Below are 18976 nucleotides of genomic sequence, written 5' to 3'. Positions count from 1 at the left end.
AGGGATTTTGGGGAAATCAAATGAGTTCCTCTATTTTTGGGTTCAAATCCCGTTTTTATGGGCAAAAGAGCCCTTGTAAAATACATAGCTGAACTTCCAAAAAAAGAATTGGAGGAACAGTTGCTGGATCTCTATATACGCTTTCCGGTGGTTAAGGAATACTATGATTTTGTCTTTGATCCCAAGGAAGAAAAACTTATACAGGATGCCAAGGCCAAAATCTCCAATGAGTATTTCCCGGTGAAACGAAAACGGCCCAAAGCTCGTAGATCCGTTGCCCAGAAACTGATCAAACATTTTATAAAGCTTGGGGTGGAACCCTATCTAATTGCGGATATAATGCTCTACAATTTAGAGGTAGCCCAGACTTTTGAATTGGAAAGAAATGTTCCGGATGCCTTTTATAAAAGTATGTTGAATTCATTTAAGGAAGTCATTCACTTTTTGGTGTTGAATGCAGCGATAGAGGATTTTAAAAAAAGAATATTGAAGATTTACCAGACCGTTCAGGAGAACCATTGGCCCTATGCCGAGGATTTTTCTCGGGCATTGGATATATTGGAATACTAATGGCTATTGTAATTATAAGACAGGACGGAAAAATTCCCGAATGGAAGGAGGCATTATCAACTGTTGCTCCAAATATTCCTATTTACAGTTATTTGGAAGAACACCCCAAGGACACCATTGAAATGGCCCTGGTCTGGAAACATCCACCGGGGACATTACGTGCATATCCAAACCTAAAATGCATTTCTGGATCAGGTGCCGGGGTGGATTTTATCTTTAAGGACAAGGAGGCACCATTACACTTGCCCATTACCCGGGTGGTCGATCAGGTACTTGCCAAAGATATGTCCGAGCACGTTATCGGTGTTATTTTGGCGTATTTAAAAAACCTGTATACCTACAAGGTAGATCAAGCCAACCGGATATGGAAACCCTTACCGTACAAACGTATAGCGGACTATACCGTGGGTATCCTGGGAATGGGTGCTCTGGGAATCGTTTTGGCAAAGGATTTGGTTCACTTTGGTTTTAAGGTTCAGGGCTGGTCCAATTCCCAAAAAAGCATTGAAGCGGTAAAGTCCTTTGTAGGGCAGGATGGACTATCCGATTTTTTAAGCACTACAGAAGTTTTGGTGTGCCTGTTGCCCCTTACCTGGAACACGGCCGGTATTTTGAATAAGTCCCTTTTCCAACAATTGCCCAAAGGTGCATTTGTAATCAACGTGGCCAGAGGAGGGCATTTGGTGGATGAGGATTTGTTGGAAATGTTGGATAATGGACATCTATCAGGAGCCGGATTGGATGTGTACCACGAGGAACCCTTGCCTGCTTCTCATCCTTTTTGGGCGCATCCCAAAATACATATGACCCCACATTATGCCAGTGTTTCAGATACCCGATCTGTAGTACCTCAAATTTTGGAAAACTACAGAAGGCTCGAGGCAGGGGAGCCCTTATTGAACTTGGTGTCCAAGGAACGGGGATATTAATTCCTTTGATTTCACGGAATAAATTTCTTCTAAGGACAAAATTCCATTAATTTTGTACAATTGGGCCGATGGCAATCGATCCCATTGGAATAAGTAATCAAAAACCCCTAAGAATTTTACCTCATTGGAAAACCAAACTACCGAGAAAACACTTTATGATTACCAAAGAGAAGACCTGAATACGATTTTCAAGTATTTGGGCGAAATGCCCCAAGGCTCGAATTTATTATACCAACTTCCCACAGGGGGAGGGAAAACCGTAGTTTTCTCTGAGATTGCCAAAAGATATATCAATCAGTCGCAAAAAAAAGTGGTGGTACTTACCCACCGGATAGAATTGAGTCTTCAGACATCAAGGATGTTGACCGGATTTGGGGTAAAGAATAAGATTATCAATAGTGAGGTAAAGGAATTTAGCGACCAGGATGAATATATGTGCTTTGTGGCCATGGTGGAAACATTGAATAATAGGCTGCAGGAAGAAAAGGTAGAGATCAAGAATATCGGCTTGGTCATTATCGATGAAGCCCACTACAACTCCTTTCGTAAGTTGTTCAAATATTTTGAAGAGTCCACTATTCTTGGGGTTACGGCTACACCTTTGAGTTCCAATATAAAACTCCCCATGAAGGATCACTATCAAAAATTGATTGTGGGGGAATCCATTGCGTCCTTGATCGAAAAGAAGTTCCTGGCCAAGGCCAATCTGTATCATTACGATGTAGGCCTACAAAGCCTTAAATTGGGTATTAGTGGCGACTATACTGTAAAATCCTCCGATGAGCTCTACGGCAATCAAAATATGTTGGGGAAGTTGTTGACGGCCTATCAAGAAATTGCATCGGGTACCAAGACTTTGATTTTCAACAATGGTATCAACACGTCCCGCTACGTTTATGAGACCTTTAAAAAGGCTGGATATGATATCCGCCACCTGGACAATAAAAACAGTGCTTCGGAAAGACGTGAAATATTGGATTGGTTTTCCAGCACCCCCAATGCTATATTGACTTCAGTAAGTATCCTGACCACGGGTTTTGACGAACCTACGGTGGATACCATTATTCTAAACAGGGCCACACGATCGTTGACCCTATACTTTCAGATGATCGGTCGGGGTTCTAGGATCTTGCCCAATAAAAATGAATTTACCGTTGTGGACCTGGGTAACAATATAGCCCGTTTTGGTCCTTGGGATGCACCGATCGATTGGCAGGAGATCTTCCATTTCCCGGATTTCTATTTGGAGAACATTAAGAACGACGAGGAAATAGAACGGGAATTTGTCTATGAAATGCCGCCGGAGCTCCGGGCCAAGTTTTCCAAATCGGAAGAAATCGAGTTCGATATCAAGGAAGAGTACAAAAAGGTGTTTGCCCAGGGCCTTAAATCCAAGACCGTTCTGGAACGTAGTATAGAGCAACATGCACAGATCTGTGTAGAAAATGCGGAGGATGTGTTCGATGCCCGTATTTTGGCCAAGGAACTCAAGGAAGAAATCGCATACCGTGTTCGCCAATATTCCTATTGCATTATGAACAACACCAAGAATTACAAGGAATGGTTGGAGGAGGATTACGAAAGAAAGCTCCGTTCCAGTATTTCCAGGAGATTTGCGGCTAAAATGTAACTCCTCAAAAAACGAAATTAGAGGTATGAATTTAGAAGTACCCTGAACTTGGGCTTGATACTTGAATTTGAACTTTGGTTTTGAAAAAACTTCTCATCATTGGTTTCACATGGCCAGAACCGAGTACTACCGCTGCCGGAAGTCGTATGCTGCAACTTATCCATTTTTTTCTTGAACAAGGATATCATGTTACGTTCGGAAGCACTGCCAGGGAAACGGAATATTCCGTGGATTTGGAATCTTGGGGTGTCGATAGGGTCCCGTTGTTATTGAACGATTCCGGTTTTGACGTTTTCGTAAAGGAATTGAATCCCAGCATAGTTCTCTTTGATCGTTTCCTAACGGAGGAACAGTTTGGCTGGCGGGTAGCAGAATTTGCCCCGAACGCCTTCCGGCTTTTGGATACGGAAGATCTTCACTCCCTCCGTCACATACGGGAGAAATGCCAAAAAACCGCGAAGGAATTCACACTTTCCTTATGGAGGCAGGACGACATGACCAAACGGGAAGTAGCCAGTATCTATCGTTGTGACCTGTCCTTGATCATTTCCGATTATGAGATAAAGTTATTACAAGAAGTACTAAAGGTCGATTCGGCCTTGCTGTATCATTTGCCCTTTATGCTGGATCAAATCGTTGCGGAAAAGGTTCTGGAATGGCCTAAGTTTGATGATAGAAACGATATTATCTGCATCGGAAATGGGAAACATACACCTAACGTGGATGCCCTGCAATGGTCGGTACAGGAGATATGGCCTTTGATTCGAAAGGAACTTCCAAAAGTACACCTTAAGGTTTATGGGGCCTATCTCCCTCAAAAGATACGGCAACTACACAATCCTAAAAAAGGACTTTGGATTGAAGGTTGGGTGGAAAATATAGACACCATAGTCCAGAATGCGAGGCTGGTTCTCGCACCGTTGCGCTTTGGAGCGGGTGCCAAGGGAAAACTGATTACCGCAATGCAAAATGGAACGCCGAGTATAACCACGCCCATAGGGGCCGAAGGTATGCACGGAGACGCTATGTGGCCGGGTAAAATAGCGGAGGACGCGAATGATTTGGCGGAAGTGGCCATTGCGCTTTACCAAAATAGGGCGGAGTGGGTGCTGGGCCAGAAAAATGGAATAGAATTGGTGAATACGTTCTATAGCCAAGATAAGCATGCCCGATGTTTAGGTGTACGCTTACAGGAAATCCAAAATAATTTGGAAAGGCATCGCAACAACAATTTTGTGGGCAGTATGTTAATGCAGCATACCCTGAACAGTACTAAATACATGGCCAAATGGATAGCGGCAAAGAATGCGAAGGATTAACCCATGGTAATTTCGGCCTTTCGAAGTTCGGCAATGGTTTCCACGCCCAGTTGTACCATATTGTTACGTAGATCATCGATCAATATATGGGCCACATGATCACCTCCATATTTGCCTAAGGCTGCCACACCGCATACAAAAGGGCGTCCTGCCAATACAAAATCGGCTCCGAGATATAAGGCGCGCATGGCATCCAGGCCGGTTCGGATACCGCTATCAAAAAGTATGGGCACCTTTCCCTTCACTTCTGTTACGATATGGGGAAGCGCCTCCAAGGCTGTAATGGCCCCATTAAATTGACGGCCACCATGGTTGGATACATAGACACCGTCCAAACCAATTTCCACAGCTTTTTTGGCATCCTCGGGATGCAAAATTCCCTTTAAGACCACTGGGCCTTTCCACAAATCCTTCAATTCCCGACAATAATCCCAATCCAAGGTACCTCCCAGTCGGTTGCCTACAAAACCGCTTACAAACTTCATATCGTTATTGCTCGTATAGTGCTCCACGGTCCGTAATCGGGGTAGCCCGCGTATTAAAGTATGGTAGGTCCAGCTAGGATGGGTCAACCCCTGCCATAACATTTTGGGCGTAATTTTGGGAGGCATGGAAAGCCCGGCCCGTTTACTTCGTTCACGCCTACTGGCCATGGGCACATCCGCGGTGACTACAAGGGTGTGAAAACCCGCATCCCGGACCCGTTGCAAAAGTGAGTGCAGTAAGGGTTTGTCCCTGGGCGGATAGAGTTGAAACCAACCCATATCCCCAATGTCTTCCCCGACGGTTTCAGGGGTTTCGGTAGCTACGGTACTTAGGCAAAAGGGGATTTGAAGACGTCTGGCGGTAGCTGCCAAATAGTGTTCTGCCTTGGGCCACATCAATCCGGTCAGTCCCACAGGTGCCATACCTATGGGGGCGGTATAGGTCGTACCAAATAGCTTGGTTTCTGTGTCTACCTGTAAAGGGCCCTTACAAAAACGAGGTACAAAGGTGATCTGCTGAAAAGCGTTACGATTTCGTTGTAACAGGTCTTCATCTCCGGTACCCCCGTCCAAATAGGCCCAGGCTACCTGGGGTATTCTTTTTTTGGCCTTTTTGGCCAAGTCCATTAGGGTAGGATAGCGGTTGGAAAACTGTTCCCGGTATTTTTCATAAGCCATGGAATGAAAATAAGGGAATTTGATTAAACCTTGGTTTTAAACGATTGGAAAATTAAGGCAACATTCTGTCTTCAGTCCAGGTTGTTCAGTTCTTCCTCTATTTGTCGTTTTACTTCCTGGGCCTGTATTTTAATTTGTTCCCATCGTGCCATCTGCTCCCGATTGCTACCAAACTTTAAAAGCACCATTTTCCAAAAATCCCTATTGGTTTTGAGGGCTTCCAAATCGATACTTCGTAAGTCGGAGATACTTTGGACATCGAGCCCCAAGGATGAAAAACCTTCAGGATTCATAAAAAGAGTCTCTATAAAAAGAGGGGTGATGGATTCATCCGTTATTTGCCGGGTAGTGCCGTCGGTATCGCTTTCCTTGGCGTTGCGATAATAGTCAAAAATGTTTTGTTGTAAGCTTTCATTTTGTACATAGCTCATCTTGCCCGAGGAGACGGCTTCATCAAAAATGCCGCTATTGCTCTTAAAGTACTGATCAATGACAAACTCGAAGGATTGTTGGATAAAACTCGATTTATCGATGCTTTCCGTTTGTTGTAATAACTGTAAAATACTATCCAGCCTGCTCAGACGTTCCTGGGATAGTTGGGTATTGTTGTCGATTTGTTGGATATCCAGTCCGATTTCGTTGGCAAGGTTTACGAGAAGTACAATTTCCTTGTCCCGTTCCTTTTTGTATTCACTATAGTTGTTCAATTGCAATGCGATCAAAATACCGATGACCACCAATACGATTTCCCCGATGGCATAAAGCAGGTATCGGCTGAATTTACCGTCGGCCAGTAGATTTTTACGGATTTTTCGAAAGAATTTGAGCATCACGGATTGTTTACCATAAACACCAACATCTAATATAAAATTTGTTTTTATACTTCCCTAAAACCGATAGTTTTTAATTGTTTCGACCGATAATTGAATTGATCGAAATTATTTGGTGTCATTTGCAGTAGCTGGATAAAGCATTCAACTTATCTCGCACTTTGCTATTCCTAAAAGTCAATCCTTATACATTGATACAACTGAGATGTCATAGTGTAGTAAGTCACCCAAATTGATGTAGAAAGGATCCGGATATTTCTTTGGCAAATGGAGACCTACTTGGCCCATACTATACATAAATTCCCGTATTTTGTAAAAACAAAAACACCAAGATGAAAACACCCAACTGGAAAAAAGTCAAGGAGTTTGAGGATATCACCTATAAGAAGTCGGATGGTGTTGCCCGTATTGCCTTTAACCGACCCAATGTCCGTAATGCGTTTCGCCCTAAGACCACGAGCGAGCTCTATGAAGCCTTTTATGACGCCCAGGAAGATACTTCCATAGGGGTGGTACTTCTTTCCGCGGAAGGCCCATCGACTAAGGACGGGGTCTATTCCTTTTGTAGCGGAGGGGACCAAAAGGCAAGGGGCCATCAAGGCTATGTGGGCGAGGATGGGATGCATCGCCTAAATATCCTGGAAGTACAACGGTTGATCCGTTTTATGCCCAAAGTGGTCATCGCCGTGGTACCAGGGTGGGCCGTCGGTGGGGGCCATAGCCTTCATGTAGTATGCGATCTTACCCTGGCCAGCAAGGAACATGCCCTTTTTAAACAGACGGATGCGGATGTCACCAGTTTTGATGGGGGTTACGGATCCGCCTATCTGGCCAAAATGGTGGGACAAAAGAAAGCCAGGGAAATCTTCTTTTTGGGCCGAAGCTATACCGCGCAAGCCGCCTATGAGATGGGCATGGTAAATGCAGCGGTACCCCATGAGGAATTGGAGGATACGGCTTATGAATGGGCCCGGGAAATTCTGGAAAAATCACCTACCTCCATCAAAATGTTGAAATTCGCCATGAACCTAACGGACGATGGCATGGTGGGGCAGCAAGTTTTTGCCGGTGAGGCAACGCGATTGGCCTATATGACCGATGAGGCCAAAGAGGGTAGGGACGCCTTTTTGGAAAAACGAAAGCCCAACTTTGGAAAAAATAAGTGGATTCCCTAGGAGTTTCAGGTTCAAGGTTTCAGGTTACAGGTTCCGGAAAGAATGGGTCGGTGAGTGTTTCTTTGGGAAAGGAAGCAAACTAAAAAGAGCCCCGTCTTTACGATCAAGGCTCTTTTACGAGAACACTATATGAAAATGAAAAAATTAACTCCTTGTTTTTAATTACACTGTAAACATACGACCAACATGCGCTTGTTGGAAATTATTGTTGTGTGATAAGGGAGATTTGTGGTGTACGTGGTACTTTTTGATATATAAGTTGCACTTGCGTCCCAAAATTGGGATCTAATTCTACAGAAAATGGACATATCCACTTTTATCCCCCGATTTTATGGGGAATTTCCCCAAGCGGAACATACGGATCCATGGGATATCATTGCACAACTAGAAGATATCATTCGGGTTAGGCTTAAAAAGCTTTCCGAAAGTGAGTATGATATCGACAATGGGGTGGCAGTCCATAAATCCGCCCATATTGAAAACGGTGTAACTTTGAAGAGGCCTGTAATTATAGGTAAGGATTGTGTAGTAAAGGCAGGTTCCTATTTTAGAAGCGGGGTATATCTATGCGCCGATGTGGGTATTGGGACGAATTGTGAAGTAAAGCAAAGTATTATTTTTCCCAAATCGCGAATAGCACACTTAAACTATGTGGGGAATTCCATTATTGGGACCGATGTAAATCTGGAAGCAGGTTCCGTTTTGGCGAATCATTTTAACGAATATAAAGACAGGACTGTACCTGTGGTATTGGATAATGCCATTGTGGATACGGGAACGACCAAATTTGGTTCCTTGCTCGGAGATCACTGTAGGGTAGGGGCCAATGCAGTATTGAATCCGGGAACTCTTTTATCCAAAGGCTCCATAGTGGGAAGGTTGGAGCACGTAGATCAATTAAAGAGGTCTTAGGGTATCGCTCGGAGAATATCTTTTAAAAACCCGTTAAAATCAAAATCCGGAGCTTCCGCCAGTCCGGTCCGTACAACAACCAGTTCCTTGGAGGGAATGATAAAGACGCGCTGCCCTTGATACCCATTTGCGGAATATAAATCTCTTGGCGCATCAGGGTATTTGCCATGGGCATTGAGCCAAAAATGTCCGCCATAGGTGCCGCCCGATAAATCTGTGGGTTCGGTAACGTAATCTACCCAGGCCTTGCCAAACAATTGTTCTCCGTTCCAATTTCCGTTGTTTAGATAGAGTAACCCAAATTTAGCCCAATCACGGGTGTTGGCCCAAGCGTAGGAAGACCCGACAAAGTTCCCCGCCATATCGGTTTCTACCAACATGGAATGCATTCCGATCCTATCGATCAGGGCCGAATAGGGGAAGTTTACGTACTCCTGATATGTGTTAAATTGGTTTCTAAGGATTCCGGAAAGCAGATTGGAGGTTCCCGAGGAATAGTTCCAGATTTCCGTAGGTTTTGCCAAGGCTTTCTTTTCAGCCTGTATCTGGGTCATGTCCGAAACCAGGAAAAGCATCTGGGTTACATCCGAAATGCTCGAATAGTCTTCGTCCCATTCCAGTCCGCTTTGCATGCGCAATAGATGGTTGAGGGTAATATCATTGCGTTCATCATTTTTCCAAGCTTCCACCATGCCGGTCATGCTCAAGTCGATTTTACCTTCAAATTCAAGGATACCGAACAAAGTGGCCAAGACACTCTTGGTCATGGACCAGCCCAAAATAGGTGTCTCTTTCGTAAACCCTTCAATATAGCGTTCAGCAATGATATGGTTTTTGTATACGACCAACACCGAGCGCGTCTTTTGGACATCGGGATTTTCAAATGCGTTGTATAGGGCATGTTCCAAGACTTGGTAATCCACTTCCTGGAACACGGTATCCTTAGCTTCACCATTCCCAAAAGGGAAGGGCGTACGATCGCGCGTAAAGGAACGTTCTGGCCCGGGAATATCAAGGGCATCATCGTACTCATCATTTACCAAAGTACATCCCAGTCCGGGTCGGCATATGGTCTTTCGCGGCATAAGACCAAAAACCGTGGCCGTAGCGGAGTTGTCGTCCACGTCAACATCCGCTAATTTTATCAAGGGCACGTTGTTGTCATTGAGAACTACGGAAGCTTCACTGCGTTGGGCAATGGATAGGGTAGAGGCCATATTTTTAGAGGCATAGCCTGAAATAATGTTGAGCTTGGGGTAATTGAGCCACGCTCCCATAACAAGAAGAACAAGTAACAGTACCAATGCACGTTTAATCCATTTCATTCTTTGCGATTTATATAGGTCGAATATAGTTATTAGTTCTATCTTATTTTATAAATTGTGAAAAGGAAATTTGTTCGTAAATATGAAGGTACTGGTTTGTCTAAATATTCCCGATGCGGGTATAAATCGAATGAAAGAAGCAGGTCTGGAAGTGGTAAAATGGACGGAGGATCTTCCTATGTCCCACGAAAAACTGAATGCGGAAGCCAAAAAATATGATGCGCTTTTAACCACCAGTAATTACAAAATCGATTCCGATTTTTTAAGGGACAACCCCCATCTAAGGATTATCTCTCAATATGCCGTCGGGTATGATAATATCGATTTGGAAGCAGCAGCCCGATATGGCATTCCCATTGGCAATGCTCCCAATGCCATGACCGATGCCACGGCCGACATTGCATTTGGGTTATTATTGGCGGTTTCCCGAAAAATGTTCTTTATGCATAAAACGATTGCCAAGGGCGAATGGCAACATTTTAGGCCCCAGGCCAATTTGGGAATAGAACTTAAAAACAAGACCGTGGGTATATTCGGTTTGGGAACCATTGGTCTGGAATTTGCGAAACGCTGCCAAGGTGCCTATCACATGAAAATCCTGTATTGTAATCGGTCTAGAAATCAGCAGGCCGAAAAAGAATTGAATGCCATAAAAGTAAGTTTTGATGAATTGCTTGCAGAAAGTGATGTAGTTTCGGCACATTGTGCCCTGACCGATGAAACTAGAAATACCTTCGGTAGAAAGGCATTTGAACAGATGAAGTCAAGCGCTATTTTTTTGAATACGGCGCGCGGTGCCGTTCATAATGAAACCGATTTAATATGGGCCCTGAAGAACGCGGAAATCTGGGGAGCCGGTTTGGATGTTACCGATCCGGAACCCATGGATTCCGATAACCCCTTGTTGGATATGGAAAATGTAGCGGTTTTACCCCATATTGGATCCGCAACGGTTACGGCCAGGAATCGAATGTCGGTGTATGCCGCAGAAAATATTATTGCCTGTTATAAGGGGGAGGATATCCCGTATCGCGTTATATAGAAACATATACACTTATGTCGAACATCGGATTGATTATTGAGGAGCGAAGTCGTGATATCGGCGATTTTCTGGTAGGTCGATTAATCCCCTTTCGTAAAAAACGGATGATAGGGCCTTTCATTTTTATAGACCATATGGGACCTACCCAACTTGGCCCCAAAAAATATATGGATGTGGATCAACATCCCCATATTGGCCTATCTACCCTGACCTACCTATTGGAAGGTGAAATTATGCATGAGGATAGTTTGGGAACTCGACAACGTATTCAGCCTGGATCTGTAAATTGGATGGTAGCCGGCAAAGGGGTTTCCCATACCGAACGAACTCCCGATATTATGAGAAATGGGCAAATTTTTACGGCCCATGGCTATCAAATTTGGGTAGCCTTGCCCAAGGAATTGGAAGAAACGGAACCTGAATTCCATCATATCGGTTTGGAGGAAATTCCGAAATGGGTAGAGGGTCCCGCGTCATTCAAATTGGTAGCCGGGGAAGGGTACGGACGAAAATCTCCCGTTCCCGTGCATTCCCCCCTTTTCATGATTGAAATTACCAATACGGACGCCTATTTTTTGGATATCAAGGATAAGGTACAGGGTGAGATTGGCATATGCATCGTGGAGGGGAGCATAGAGGCCTGCGGGGAAACTATAGACAAAGGCAATATAGTGGTGTCAAAAGTAGAGGATACCTGTAAAATAAACCTTAAGCCCAATACCCATCTATTGTTATTCGGTGGCGAACCCTTCCCTGAAGAACGCCATATTTACTGGAATTTTGTTTCCTCCAACAAGGAGAGGATCGAAACGGCAAAATACGATTGGGCCCAAAAGACCTTTCCGATGATGGAGGATGACAAAACCTACGTTCCCCTTCCAGGATCATAGCTTTTCCCACATCTTGTCCGGTCCCAGTTTAAAACTGCCTAGATGATTAAAACTGCACTCATCCGGAGATATTAACGACAAAAAGGTACTTTCATCCTTTGCCTTGTACAGGTAATAGGTTTCCCCGGTAACGGGTTCAAAATTAAATTTGGCATTATATACCAAGTTGTTGTACTCGTATTGCTCCATCAGTTTTTGATAGGCTTCCTTTATGGCATCATACCGTGACTTAAATTGATGGTTGGCCGTAACGATATTGGTATTTTTCCAAGAGGTAACATCGGGAGGTGTTATCCTGGGTGCGCCTACCCCACTGGCATAGGGCAATAACTTGGAATGATACTCCTGGGTTTCGTCGTCAAAGACCACGGCGTCCGGCTTTTTCTCTTCTTTCATAGCTATCAAAATTACGAAAAGCAGAAAATAATTTTGGCATAAGTTTCGGTATGGCTATATTCCATTCCAATTCTTTATAAAATGTAGTATATGAAGTGGCGTCCTTTAAGGTGTTTCGTTTACCTTTTTTTCCTTTTTTGCGTCTTTGTTTTTAGTTCATGTAGCTCCGGAAATAAAAAAGAAGTGGCCCTTTACCAAACGCATTGCGGCAGCTGTCATTTGCCTCCCGCAATTGAAGGACTGCCCAGACATATCTGGAAAAACAATGTATTACCGGAAATGGGAGCCAGGCTTGGAATCCGGGATAACGGATACGACCCGCTGAAGGACTTGCATTTTGGTGAGCAGGCCATGCTACTCGAAAAGGGAATATATCCGTATTCTCCCATGTTGGACATAGCCGATTGGGAATTGTTGCGGGATTATATCATTAATATGGCCCCAGATTCCCTTCCCAAGCAGCAAAACCTTGATGTCGCCAAACCTTTGAGAGGATTCGCTAAGGAGCTAATTTCCTTAGACGATAAGGAGCAGTCCCTCTTTACCTATTTAGAGTTTGATGAAAAAAACAAAAGCCTTCTTTTGGGAGATTTAAAAGGTTATGTATTGGAGTATGATATTGAAAAAGATACGCTTCAGCCAAAAGCTAAATTGGCCAGTGCCGTGGTGGATCACTATAACGATGGCGAGCTATCCTTTACCACGAGTATCGGTTCCATACGCCCAACTGCCTTGTCTACGGGACAGGTCTACATGTGGCAAAATGGAAACCCTATGGTCATGCCAATACAATTCCATAGACCGGTGCACACCGTGGTAGAGGATTTGAACAATGATGGCAAAAAGGAACTGATTGTTAGTGAATTTGGGGATCTTACAGGTAGTCTTTCCCTTTTATTGAATAAGGGTAATTCAACTTACGAAAAGAAGATTCTTTTAAATCAACCAGGGGTAATCCGTGTTATTGTCAAGGATATGAACCAAGATCAAAGAAAGGATTTGGTCGCAATTACTTCCCAAGGTGATGAGGGTGTTACTATTTTATACCAACAGGACGATTTAAGTTTTGAACCGGAAAAAGTGATACGATTTAGTCCGTTGTACGGTTCAAGTTGGTTTGAACTTATTGATTATGATGGTGATGGCGATGATGATATTATTACGGTCAATGGGGACAATGCGGATGAATCCTACGTTCAAAAGCCATATCATGGAATGCGAATACATCTCAACAATGGAGAAAACCAATTTAAAGAAACGTATTTTTATCCTATGAATGGGGCTTCACGGGTGGTTGCCCATGATTTTGACCAAGACGGCGATATCGATTTTGGCTTGATCTCTACTTTTCCCGATTACGCAACCAAACCGGATTATTCCTTTGTTTACTTGGAAAACAAGGATACCGCTAATTTTGTTTTTGACCCTCATATCATTAAAGACCCGGATGCCCGATGGTTTTTGATGGATACCGGTGATATCGATGAGGATGGTGATATGGATATCATCCTAAGTGCATTTACGTATACATTTACTCCTGTGCCGGATGAATTGACGGAGGTTTGGAAAGAGAAAAAAGTAGATCTTATGATCTTAAGAAATCAATTGATGGACAAAATGCCATGAGTAGTTCTACTCAAATAGTATGGTTTGGAATCTTTACAATAACTTTGATTTCCTGTAACGGCCCTATAGTAGAGGAAAAGTACAAATGGATACCTTTGGAAGTCACAGCTACGGCATATAATTCCTTTCCTTCCCAAACATTAGGCAACCCGGCCATTACGGCATGGGGAGATACCCTTGTACCCGGTACAAAGGCCATTGCCATATCACGGGATTTATTGGAGATAGGGCTTAAACATAATACACCTGTACAAATTCAGGGCTTTTCGGATACCTTTTATGTTATGGACAAAATGCATAAACGATGGAAAAAACGAATCGATATTTATATGGGAGAGAATTATAAAAAAGCCAAGGAATGGGGTAGGAAAAAAGTGCAGATCACCTATGCCGTAGAGAAAAGAGATAGTATAAAACCCGATTAAATCTAGATGGAATGAAACCGATTTCAATACTGCTTATTTTGCTATTGTCAATTTCCTGTTCGGTTTCTAGGGAAATTGTGGACAAGCCCATTGTTTTTGATAATCAGCGCAAAACATTGACCTTGGAATACCTATCCGATCGTTATGGTCTGGAACAGGAAGAACCCACAATACGCCCAAAAATGATAGTATTGCATTGGACGGTTATCCCCACTTTTGAAAAATCCTTTGATGCGTTCAACAAGGCAACACTTCCCGATTGGCGACCGGACATTACTTCGGTAAGTGGGCTCAATGTATCCTCTCAGTTTATGGTGGATAGGGACGGTACCATATATCGTTTGATGCCCGAAACCACTATGGCCAGGCACGTTATAGGGCTCAACCACTGTGCTATCGGGGTGGAGAATATAGGGGGAACGGAAGACCTACCCTTGACCAAGGCCCAATTAAAATCCAACATATGGCTGGTTCGGTATTTGAAAGGGAAATACGATATTGATTATGTAATAGGACATTATGAATATACACTTTTTGAAGACCATCCCCTATGGTTGGAGAAGGATGACGGATACCGTACCGAAAAGACCGATCCCGGAAAAGATTTTATGGAAAAAGTCCGAAAAGCGGTCAAAGACCTTAATTTCAAAGCCGTACCTACAAAACCCAATAACCATGCAAATTAAATTGTTTCCGTTTTTGTTCCTTTTTTTGATACCGTTTTTCATGTGTTCCCAAGAAAAGGAGATTACTTCCGAACTCTATGAAACCTATGGGACGTATAAGGAACCGAGTCTGGACAAAAGGAGGGTCAAGTATCATGAAATCCAGCCTTTTATTACGGAATACAGGAAGAATCCGAAATTTACGGTCAAAACGGTTGGAACCTCAATAGAAGGTCGGGACCTTAACCTGATCAGCATAGGAAGGGGGGAAACCAGTGTCTTTCTTTGGTCTCAGATGCACGGCAACGAACCAACGGCAACCCTAGCCATTTTTGATATTCTAAATTTCTTGGATAGCGATGATTTCGCAAATGAAAAAAAGGAAATTTTGGATAATCTAACGCTTCACTTTCTACCCATGTTGAATCCAGATGGGGCGGAAGTCTACCAAAGGAGAAACCGTTTGGGTATCGACATCAATCGGGATGCATTGCGATTGCAATCGCCCGAAGGGCGTACATTGAAAAGAATGCGGGATAGCTTGGAAGCCGATTTCGGTTTTAACCTCCACGATCAAAGCACTTATTACAATGCCGAGCGTACGGAAAAACCAGCGACGATTTCCTATTTGGCCCCGGCCTACAATTACGAAAAGGAAGTAAATGAAGTAAGGAGCAATGCCATGAAGGTTATTGCCTTTATGAACAATATCATCCAAAAATATGCTCCGGGACAAGTGGGTAAGTACAATGATGATTTTGAACCGAGGGCTTTTGGGGACAACATCCAAAAATGGGGTACCAGTGCCATTTTAATAGAATCCGGCGGATATCCCAATGATATTGAAAAACAAGAGATACGAAAACTGAACTACGTTTCCATCCTCTCCGCCATCCATACGATTGCCAATGGTAGTTATACCGATATCTCGTTGGAGGATTATGAAAAGATTCCCGAAAACGACCGGAAGCTGTTCGACCTTAAGATTGAAAGTGCTACCTATCCATTGTTAGGGAATGATTACATTCTGGATATCGGTATCAATCAATTGGAGGTAGACAAGGAGGGCAATACCGATTTCTGGTATAGCAGCCGGATTCTTGATTTGGGAGATTTGTCCACGTATTACGGATATGAAACCCTCAACGCCACAGGCTATACCCTAAAGGCAGGAATGGTATATCCAAAAGTTTTTGGGAACCTACAACAGTTGGAAGACCTGAATACTGTTGAAGCCTTAAAAAATGGGTACATCTACGTTAGAGTGAAAAGTATTTCCTCGGAACAATTGGAATCTCCTTACCTTTTGCATATTATTAGCGAAAACTACGAAGTGCCTACACTGAATTTGGAAGTAGGGATCAATCCAACTTTTGTTTTGGAAAAAGACGGCAAAATCGAGTACGCGGTCGTAAACGGATTCCTAATTGAACTGGACAAAGTCGGAAAATCAATGCACTCCTATTTTAAAGGGAAAAATGCAATGATTTATAGATGATCCTTCTTTAATACCCGAACTGAATATTTGTATACGGCCCATATTTGAGCAGAATTACCATCATAACGAATAAGGTGGTCACAATGGAGGAGAACAATAATAGAACCAAACTTTTATACCACTTGGATAAAGGCCCTATGGCACTGTTTTGAATAATTTCGTTGATTACATCCATGACTTTCATTCTTTACGCCCAACTGTCCCTGGGCATGATTACACATCTTCATAGTTTTTAGGATGTAGGTGGTCAATATAAAATCTGAGTCGTTAGTTGTTTAAATAACAATGTTCGGGCCAAAAACCCTAATGCAATCGTTCAAATCTCGATAAAGTGCATAAAAAAGGGAGAATCGAACAATTCTCCCTAATAATATACACTTGTTGATATTTGCTACTCACACCCGCCGGTAAACCCTTTGGCGTTGAATTTGGTCTGTACCGCACCTTGTCTGCTTCCGTCCTTTACCTGTATGGCCAGGTTACTTTCGCCACTACCGTCACGTTTTGGGCTACAGTATTCAAAGAGGTAAAAACTATTGGCCCGTTGGGACACCCTAAAGGAAATGTCGTTAAAAGTAGTCTCCAATTCTTCCTTGTTCCCGGCAAAAACGCTAAAGGTCTTTCCTATATCGGTCAATACTTGGGTATCGATCTCACTTCCAAGTCCAATGGTAAAAAACGAGATATTGGAATTGGCATCATTGACCTTTTTTAAGGCTGCTTCCTCGGTGAAGCGGGAAGCTTGATCTGTACCGTCGGTAAAAATAACGACTGATGCGGCTCCTATTTTTCCATCGGAGGTACTTTCGTTCAAAAGTCCGGTAGCAATATCGGTTGATTTTATTACAGCACCGTAGAGATCGGTTGAAGGGTCATTGCTGATATCTTCCGTTATTCCCTCAATGGCTACGGTAAGCTCTTGCTTGGAAGATGTAGGGGCATTCAATAAATGGAGCTCGTTCTCCCCGTCAAACCAGTATATGGCCATCTTAAAGGAATCCTCGGGTGTCGCCGGCATTACATTATCGATAAAACTGATACTCGCCGATTTCAATTCTTCCAAACTGCCACTGAGTACACTATTGCTCAAATCTAGTACAAGCAGCGTATTATTGGTGAAAATCTGGGAGTTGGGAGATATTCGGGCCAGGGACTCCGAAGTGGAAATGGTATTAAAACAGTCATCGTTCCGCCCCTGTTCATAAATGGTAAATTGATCTGCGGTGAGTCCGGGTACCGGATTATTATCGGTATCGGATACTCTAAAAAATATGGATACTTTTCCGGGAAGTGTGGTGAACTGTTCTTGAATGGATAATACCAAATCGTTTTCACCAAGATCCAAGCATTCGTCCACAGGTTTTCCCTTTCCGAGCCCGTCCCCGAGATTAAGATCAAGATTAACGTCATCATCGGCATTGCCACAGGACAACAAAAGAAAGGCAATAGAAAAAAAGGCTAGGAGTCTGAAGTTTGATTTCATTTTCATATGTATTGGGTTCAACACACAGAACGGGGGAAATGGATGAAAAGTATAAGATCTAAAAAAAAATATGTTAAACATTGTTAAAGATGGAAACTTGGAATTTTGTAGCTTTCACGATTGTTTTCTCGATTTTGCAAATTCGCAATTTATGCACTTACGCACCATCATTTTTTTCGTATTGGTTTTCCAGGGACTATTACTTATGGGACAGGGCAAGACCATTGCGGAGAGACTGGGATACCCGGAAGATGCCAAGTTATTGATTATCCATGCGGATGACCTTGGGGTTGCCCATTCGGAAAATAGGGCCAGTACCTATGCTTTGGAAAAAAGTCCGGTAAACTCGGCCAGTATTATGGTTCCTTGCCCTTGGTTTCCAGAAATTGTGGCCTATGCCAAAGAAAATCCTAAGATGGATCTGGGAATACACCTTACTTTGACCAGTGAATGGAAGTATTATAAATGGGGGCCTGTGACGTCCAAGGACTCGGTTTCCAGTTTAATTGGGGAGGACGGTTATTTTTATCCTTTGGTGCCTAATTTTGTCGCCCATGCCCAACCGGACGAGGTAGCCCTCGAATTGCGAAATCAGATAAAAAGAGCCTATGGGTTTGGCTTGGATATAACACATTTGGACCCCCACATGGGAGCCGCCGCAAGTACGCCCGAACACATTGCAACCTATATGAAGTTGGGAAAGGAATTTCGTCTTCCTGTATTATTGGATTCCAGAATATATGCCGTGCAAGATGCCGCCATAAAATCGCTTCTAGACGAAAGTACTGTGGTGATGGACTACATCCATAGCATTTTGCCTGCAGATTTTGAAAAAGGGAGTAACGAATATTACAGCCAACTTCTAAAAACCCTTAAACCTGGAATTACTTGCCTGTTGATTCACTTGGCTTACGACGATGCCGAGATGCAAGGTATCGCCGTGGACCACCCGGAATGGGGTTCGGCCTGGCGGCAAGCTGATCTTGATTTTTTTACGAGCAAAGAATGTACCCGACTCATAAAGGAAAATGATATTGTGCTGGTGACATGGCGGGAGATCAGGGATAAGATTACCAGGGCAAAGTAACTACCGAACCA

Annotated in this window: 19 protein-coding genes; 13 read left to right on the top strand and 6 right to left on the bottom strand. The window is 43.3% G+C overall.

The window, feature by feature from the left end:
• The first annotated feature begins 57 nt into the window (after positions 1 to 57).
• The 4 genes from ACO06Y_RS17190 to ACO06Y_RS17175 all read left to right on the top strand — a co-directional run bounded on the left by ACO06Y_RS17190 (position 58) and on the right by ACO06Y_RS17175 (position 4448).
• Positions 58 to 570 carry a DUF6155 family protein gene (locus ACO06Y_RS17190; protein ID WP_422080242.1) on the top strand — a complete coding sequence of 171 codons (513 nt, stop codon included), beginning with the start codon at positions 58 to 60 and terminating at the stop codon, positions 568 to 570.
• Positions 570 to 1499: a 2-hydroxyacid dehydrogenase gene (locus tag ACO06Y_RS17185; RefSeq protein ID WP_422080241.1), complete on the top strand. Its 930-nt coding sequence runs from the start codon at positions 570 to 572 to the stop codon at positions 1497 to 1499. Before ACO06Y_RS17190 ends, ACO06Y_RS17185 begins: the two co-directional genes overlap by 1 nt.
• A 124-nt stretch (positions 1500 to 1623) precedes the next feature.
• A complete protein-coding gene (locus ACO06Y_RS17180) occupies positions 1624 to 3129 on the top strand; it encodes a DEAD/DEAH box helicase (protein ID WP_422080240.1) in 1506 nt (501 codons plus the stop codon).
• Positions 3130 to 3209: 80 nt separating this feature from the next.
• Complete coding sequence (locus ACO06Y_RS17175; protein WP_422080239.1) at positions 3210 to 4448, top strand: glycosyltransferase; 1239 nt, start codon at positions 3210 to 3212, stop codon at positions 4446 to 4448.
• On the opposite strand, the gene ACO06Y_RS17170 is transcribed toward ACO06Y_RS17175, so the two are convergent.
• Together ACO06Y_RS17170 and ACO06Y_RS17165 are read right to left on the bottom strand one after the other, a co-directional pair.
• Complete coding sequence (locus ACO06Y_RS17170; protein ID WP_422080238.1) at positions 4445 to 5611, bottom strand: alpha-hydroxy acid oxidase; 1167 nt, start codon at positions 5609 to 5611, stop codon at positions 4445 to 4447. The two genes, ACO06Y_RS17175 and ACO06Y_RS17170, sit on opposite strands and share 4 nt — an antisense overlap.
• Before the next feature lie 71 nt (positions 5612 to 5682).
• Positions 5683 to 6441, bottom strand: a complete 759-nt coding sequence (locus ACO06Y_RS17165; RefSeq protein WP_422080237.1) for a DUF6090 family protein — start codon at positions 6439 to 6441, stop codon at positions 5683 to 5685.
• Positions 6442 to 6773: 332 nt separating this feature from the next.
• Between ACO06Y_RS17165 and ACO06Y_RS17160 the strand changes: the two genes are divergently transcribed.
• Entirely contained in the window at positions 6774 to 7616 is an 843-nt protein-coding gene (locus ACO06Y_RS17160) for a 1,4-dihydroxy-2-naphthoyl-CoA synthase (protein ID WP_422080236.1), read from the top strand.
• A gap of 300 nt (positions 7617 to 7916) precedes the next feature.
• Complete coding sequence (locus ACO06Y_RS17155) at positions 7917 to 8528, top strand: DapH/DapD/GlmU-related protein (RefSeq protein WP_422080235.1); 612 nt, start codon at positions 7917 to 7919, stop codon at positions 8526 to 8528.
• Here ACO06Y_RS17155 and ACO06Y_RS17150 read toward each other — a convergent pair.
• Positions 8525 to 9853 carry a serine hydrolase domain-containing protein gene (locus ACO06Y_RS17150; protein ID WP_422080234.1) on the bottom strand — a complete coding sequence of 443 codons (1329 nt, stop codon included), beginning with the start codon at positions 9851 to 9853 and terminating at the stop codon, positions 8525 to 8527. The genes ACO06Y_RS17155 and ACO06Y_RS17150 overlap by 4 nt on opposite strands.
• Positions 9854 to 9935: 82 nt before the next feature.
• On the opposite strand from ACO06Y_RS17150, the gene ACO06Y_RS17145 reads away from it, so the two are divergent.
• Positions 9936 to 10895, top strand: a complete 960-nt coding sequence (locus ACO06Y_RS17145) for a 2-hydroxyacid dehydrogenase (RefSeq protein WP_422080233.1) — start codon at positions 9936 to 9938, stop codon at positions 10893 to 10895.
• A 14-nt stretch (positions 10896 to 10909) separates the two neighbouring features.
• The gene (locus tag ACO06Y_RS17140) at positions 10910 to 11785 is read left to right on the top strand and encodes a pirin family protein (protein WP_422080232.1); all 876 of its coding nucleotides are present in this window, start codon (positions 10910 to 10912) and stop codon (positions 11783 to 11785) included.
• Here ACO06Y_RS17140 and ACO06Y_RS17135 read toward each other — a convergent pair.
• A complete protein-coding gene (locus tag ACO06Y_RS17135; RefSeq protein WP_422080231.1) occupies positions 11780 to 12181 on the bottom strand; it encodes a DUF2452 domain-containing protein in 402 nt (133 codons plus the stop codon). The genes ACO06Y_RS17140 and ACO06Y_RS17135 overlap by 6 nt on opposite strands.
• 183 nt (positions 12182 to 12364) lie before the next feature.
• Between ACO06Y_RS17135 and ACO06Y_RS17130 the strand changes: the two genes are divergently transcribed.
• From ACO06Y_RS17130 to ACO06Y_RS17115, 4 genes are read left to right on the top strand one after another with little or no spacing between them, the layout of a single operon-like run.
• Complete coding sequence (locus ACO06Y_RS17130) at positions 12365 to 13807, top strand: FG-GAP repeat domain-containing protein (protein ID WP_422080230.1); 1443 nt, start codon at positions 12365 to 12367, stop codon at positions 13805 to 13807.
• Positions 13804 to 14232: a 3D domain-containing protein gene (locus ACO06Y_RS17125; protein WP_422080229.1), complete on the top strand. Its 429-nt coding sequence runs from the start codon at positions 13804 to 13806 to the stop codon at positions 14230 to 14232. The genes ACO06Y_RS17130 and ACO06Y_RS17125 overlap by 4 nt, the downstream gene beginning before the upstream one ends.
• A gap of 11 nt (positions 14233 to 14243) precedes the next feature.
• Positions 14244 to 14918 (top strand): peptidoglycan recognition family protein, encoded by a 675-nt coding sequence (locus ACO06Y_RS17120; protein WP_422080228.1) that lies wholly within the window; start codon positions 14244 to 14246, stop codon positions 14916 to 14918.
• Positions 14908 to 16395 (top strand): M14 family metallopeptidase, encoded by a 1488-nt coding sequence (locus tag ACO06Y_RS17115; RefSeq protein WP_422080227.1) that lies wholly within the window; start codon positions 14908 to 14910, stop codon positions 16393 to 16395. Before ACO06Y_RS17120 ends, ACO06Y_RS17115 begins: the two co-directional genes overlap by 11 nt.
• Before the next feature lie 7 nt (positions 16396 to 16402).
• On the opposite strand, the gene ACO06Y_RS17110 is transcribed toward ACO06Y_RS17115, so the two are convergent.
• Together ACO06Y_RS17110 and ACO06Y_RS17105 are read right to left on the bottom strand one after the other, a co-directional pair.
• Positions 16403 to 16570 carry a hypothetical protein gene (locus ACO06Y_RS17110; protein ID WP_422080226.1) on the bottom strand — a complete coding sequence of 56 codons (168 nt, stop codon included), beginning with the start codon at positions 16568 to 16570 and terminating at the stop codon, positions 16403 to 16405.
• Between the two features lie 216 nt (positions 16571 to 16786).
• Positions 16787 to 17884 (bottom strand): vWA domain-containing protein, encoded by a 1098-nt coding sequence (locus tag ACO06Y_RS17105; protein WP_422080225.1) that lies wholly within the window; start codon positions 17882 to 17884, stop codon positions 16787 to 16789.
• Positions 17885 to 18029: 145 nt separating this feature from the next.
• Here ACO06Y_RS17105 and ACO06Y_RS17100 point away from each other — a divergent pair, with 145 nt between their 5' ends.
• Positions 18030 to 18965 carry a polysaccharide deacetylase family protein gene (locus ACO06Y_RS17100; protein WP_422080224.1) on the top strand — a complete coding sequence of 312 codons (936 nt, stop codon included), beginning with the start codon at positions 18030 to 18032 and terminating at the stop codon, positions 18963 to 18965.
• The last annotated feature ends 11 nt before the right edge of the window (positions 18966 to 18976 follow it).

It is taken from the genome of Ulvibacterium sp., assembly GCF_965228935.1.
Classification (GTDB): Bacteria; Bacteroidota; Bacteroidia; order Flavobacteriales; family Flavobacteriaceae; genus Ulvibacterium.
This window is presented reverse-complemented; position numbering and strand designations above follow the sequence as displayed.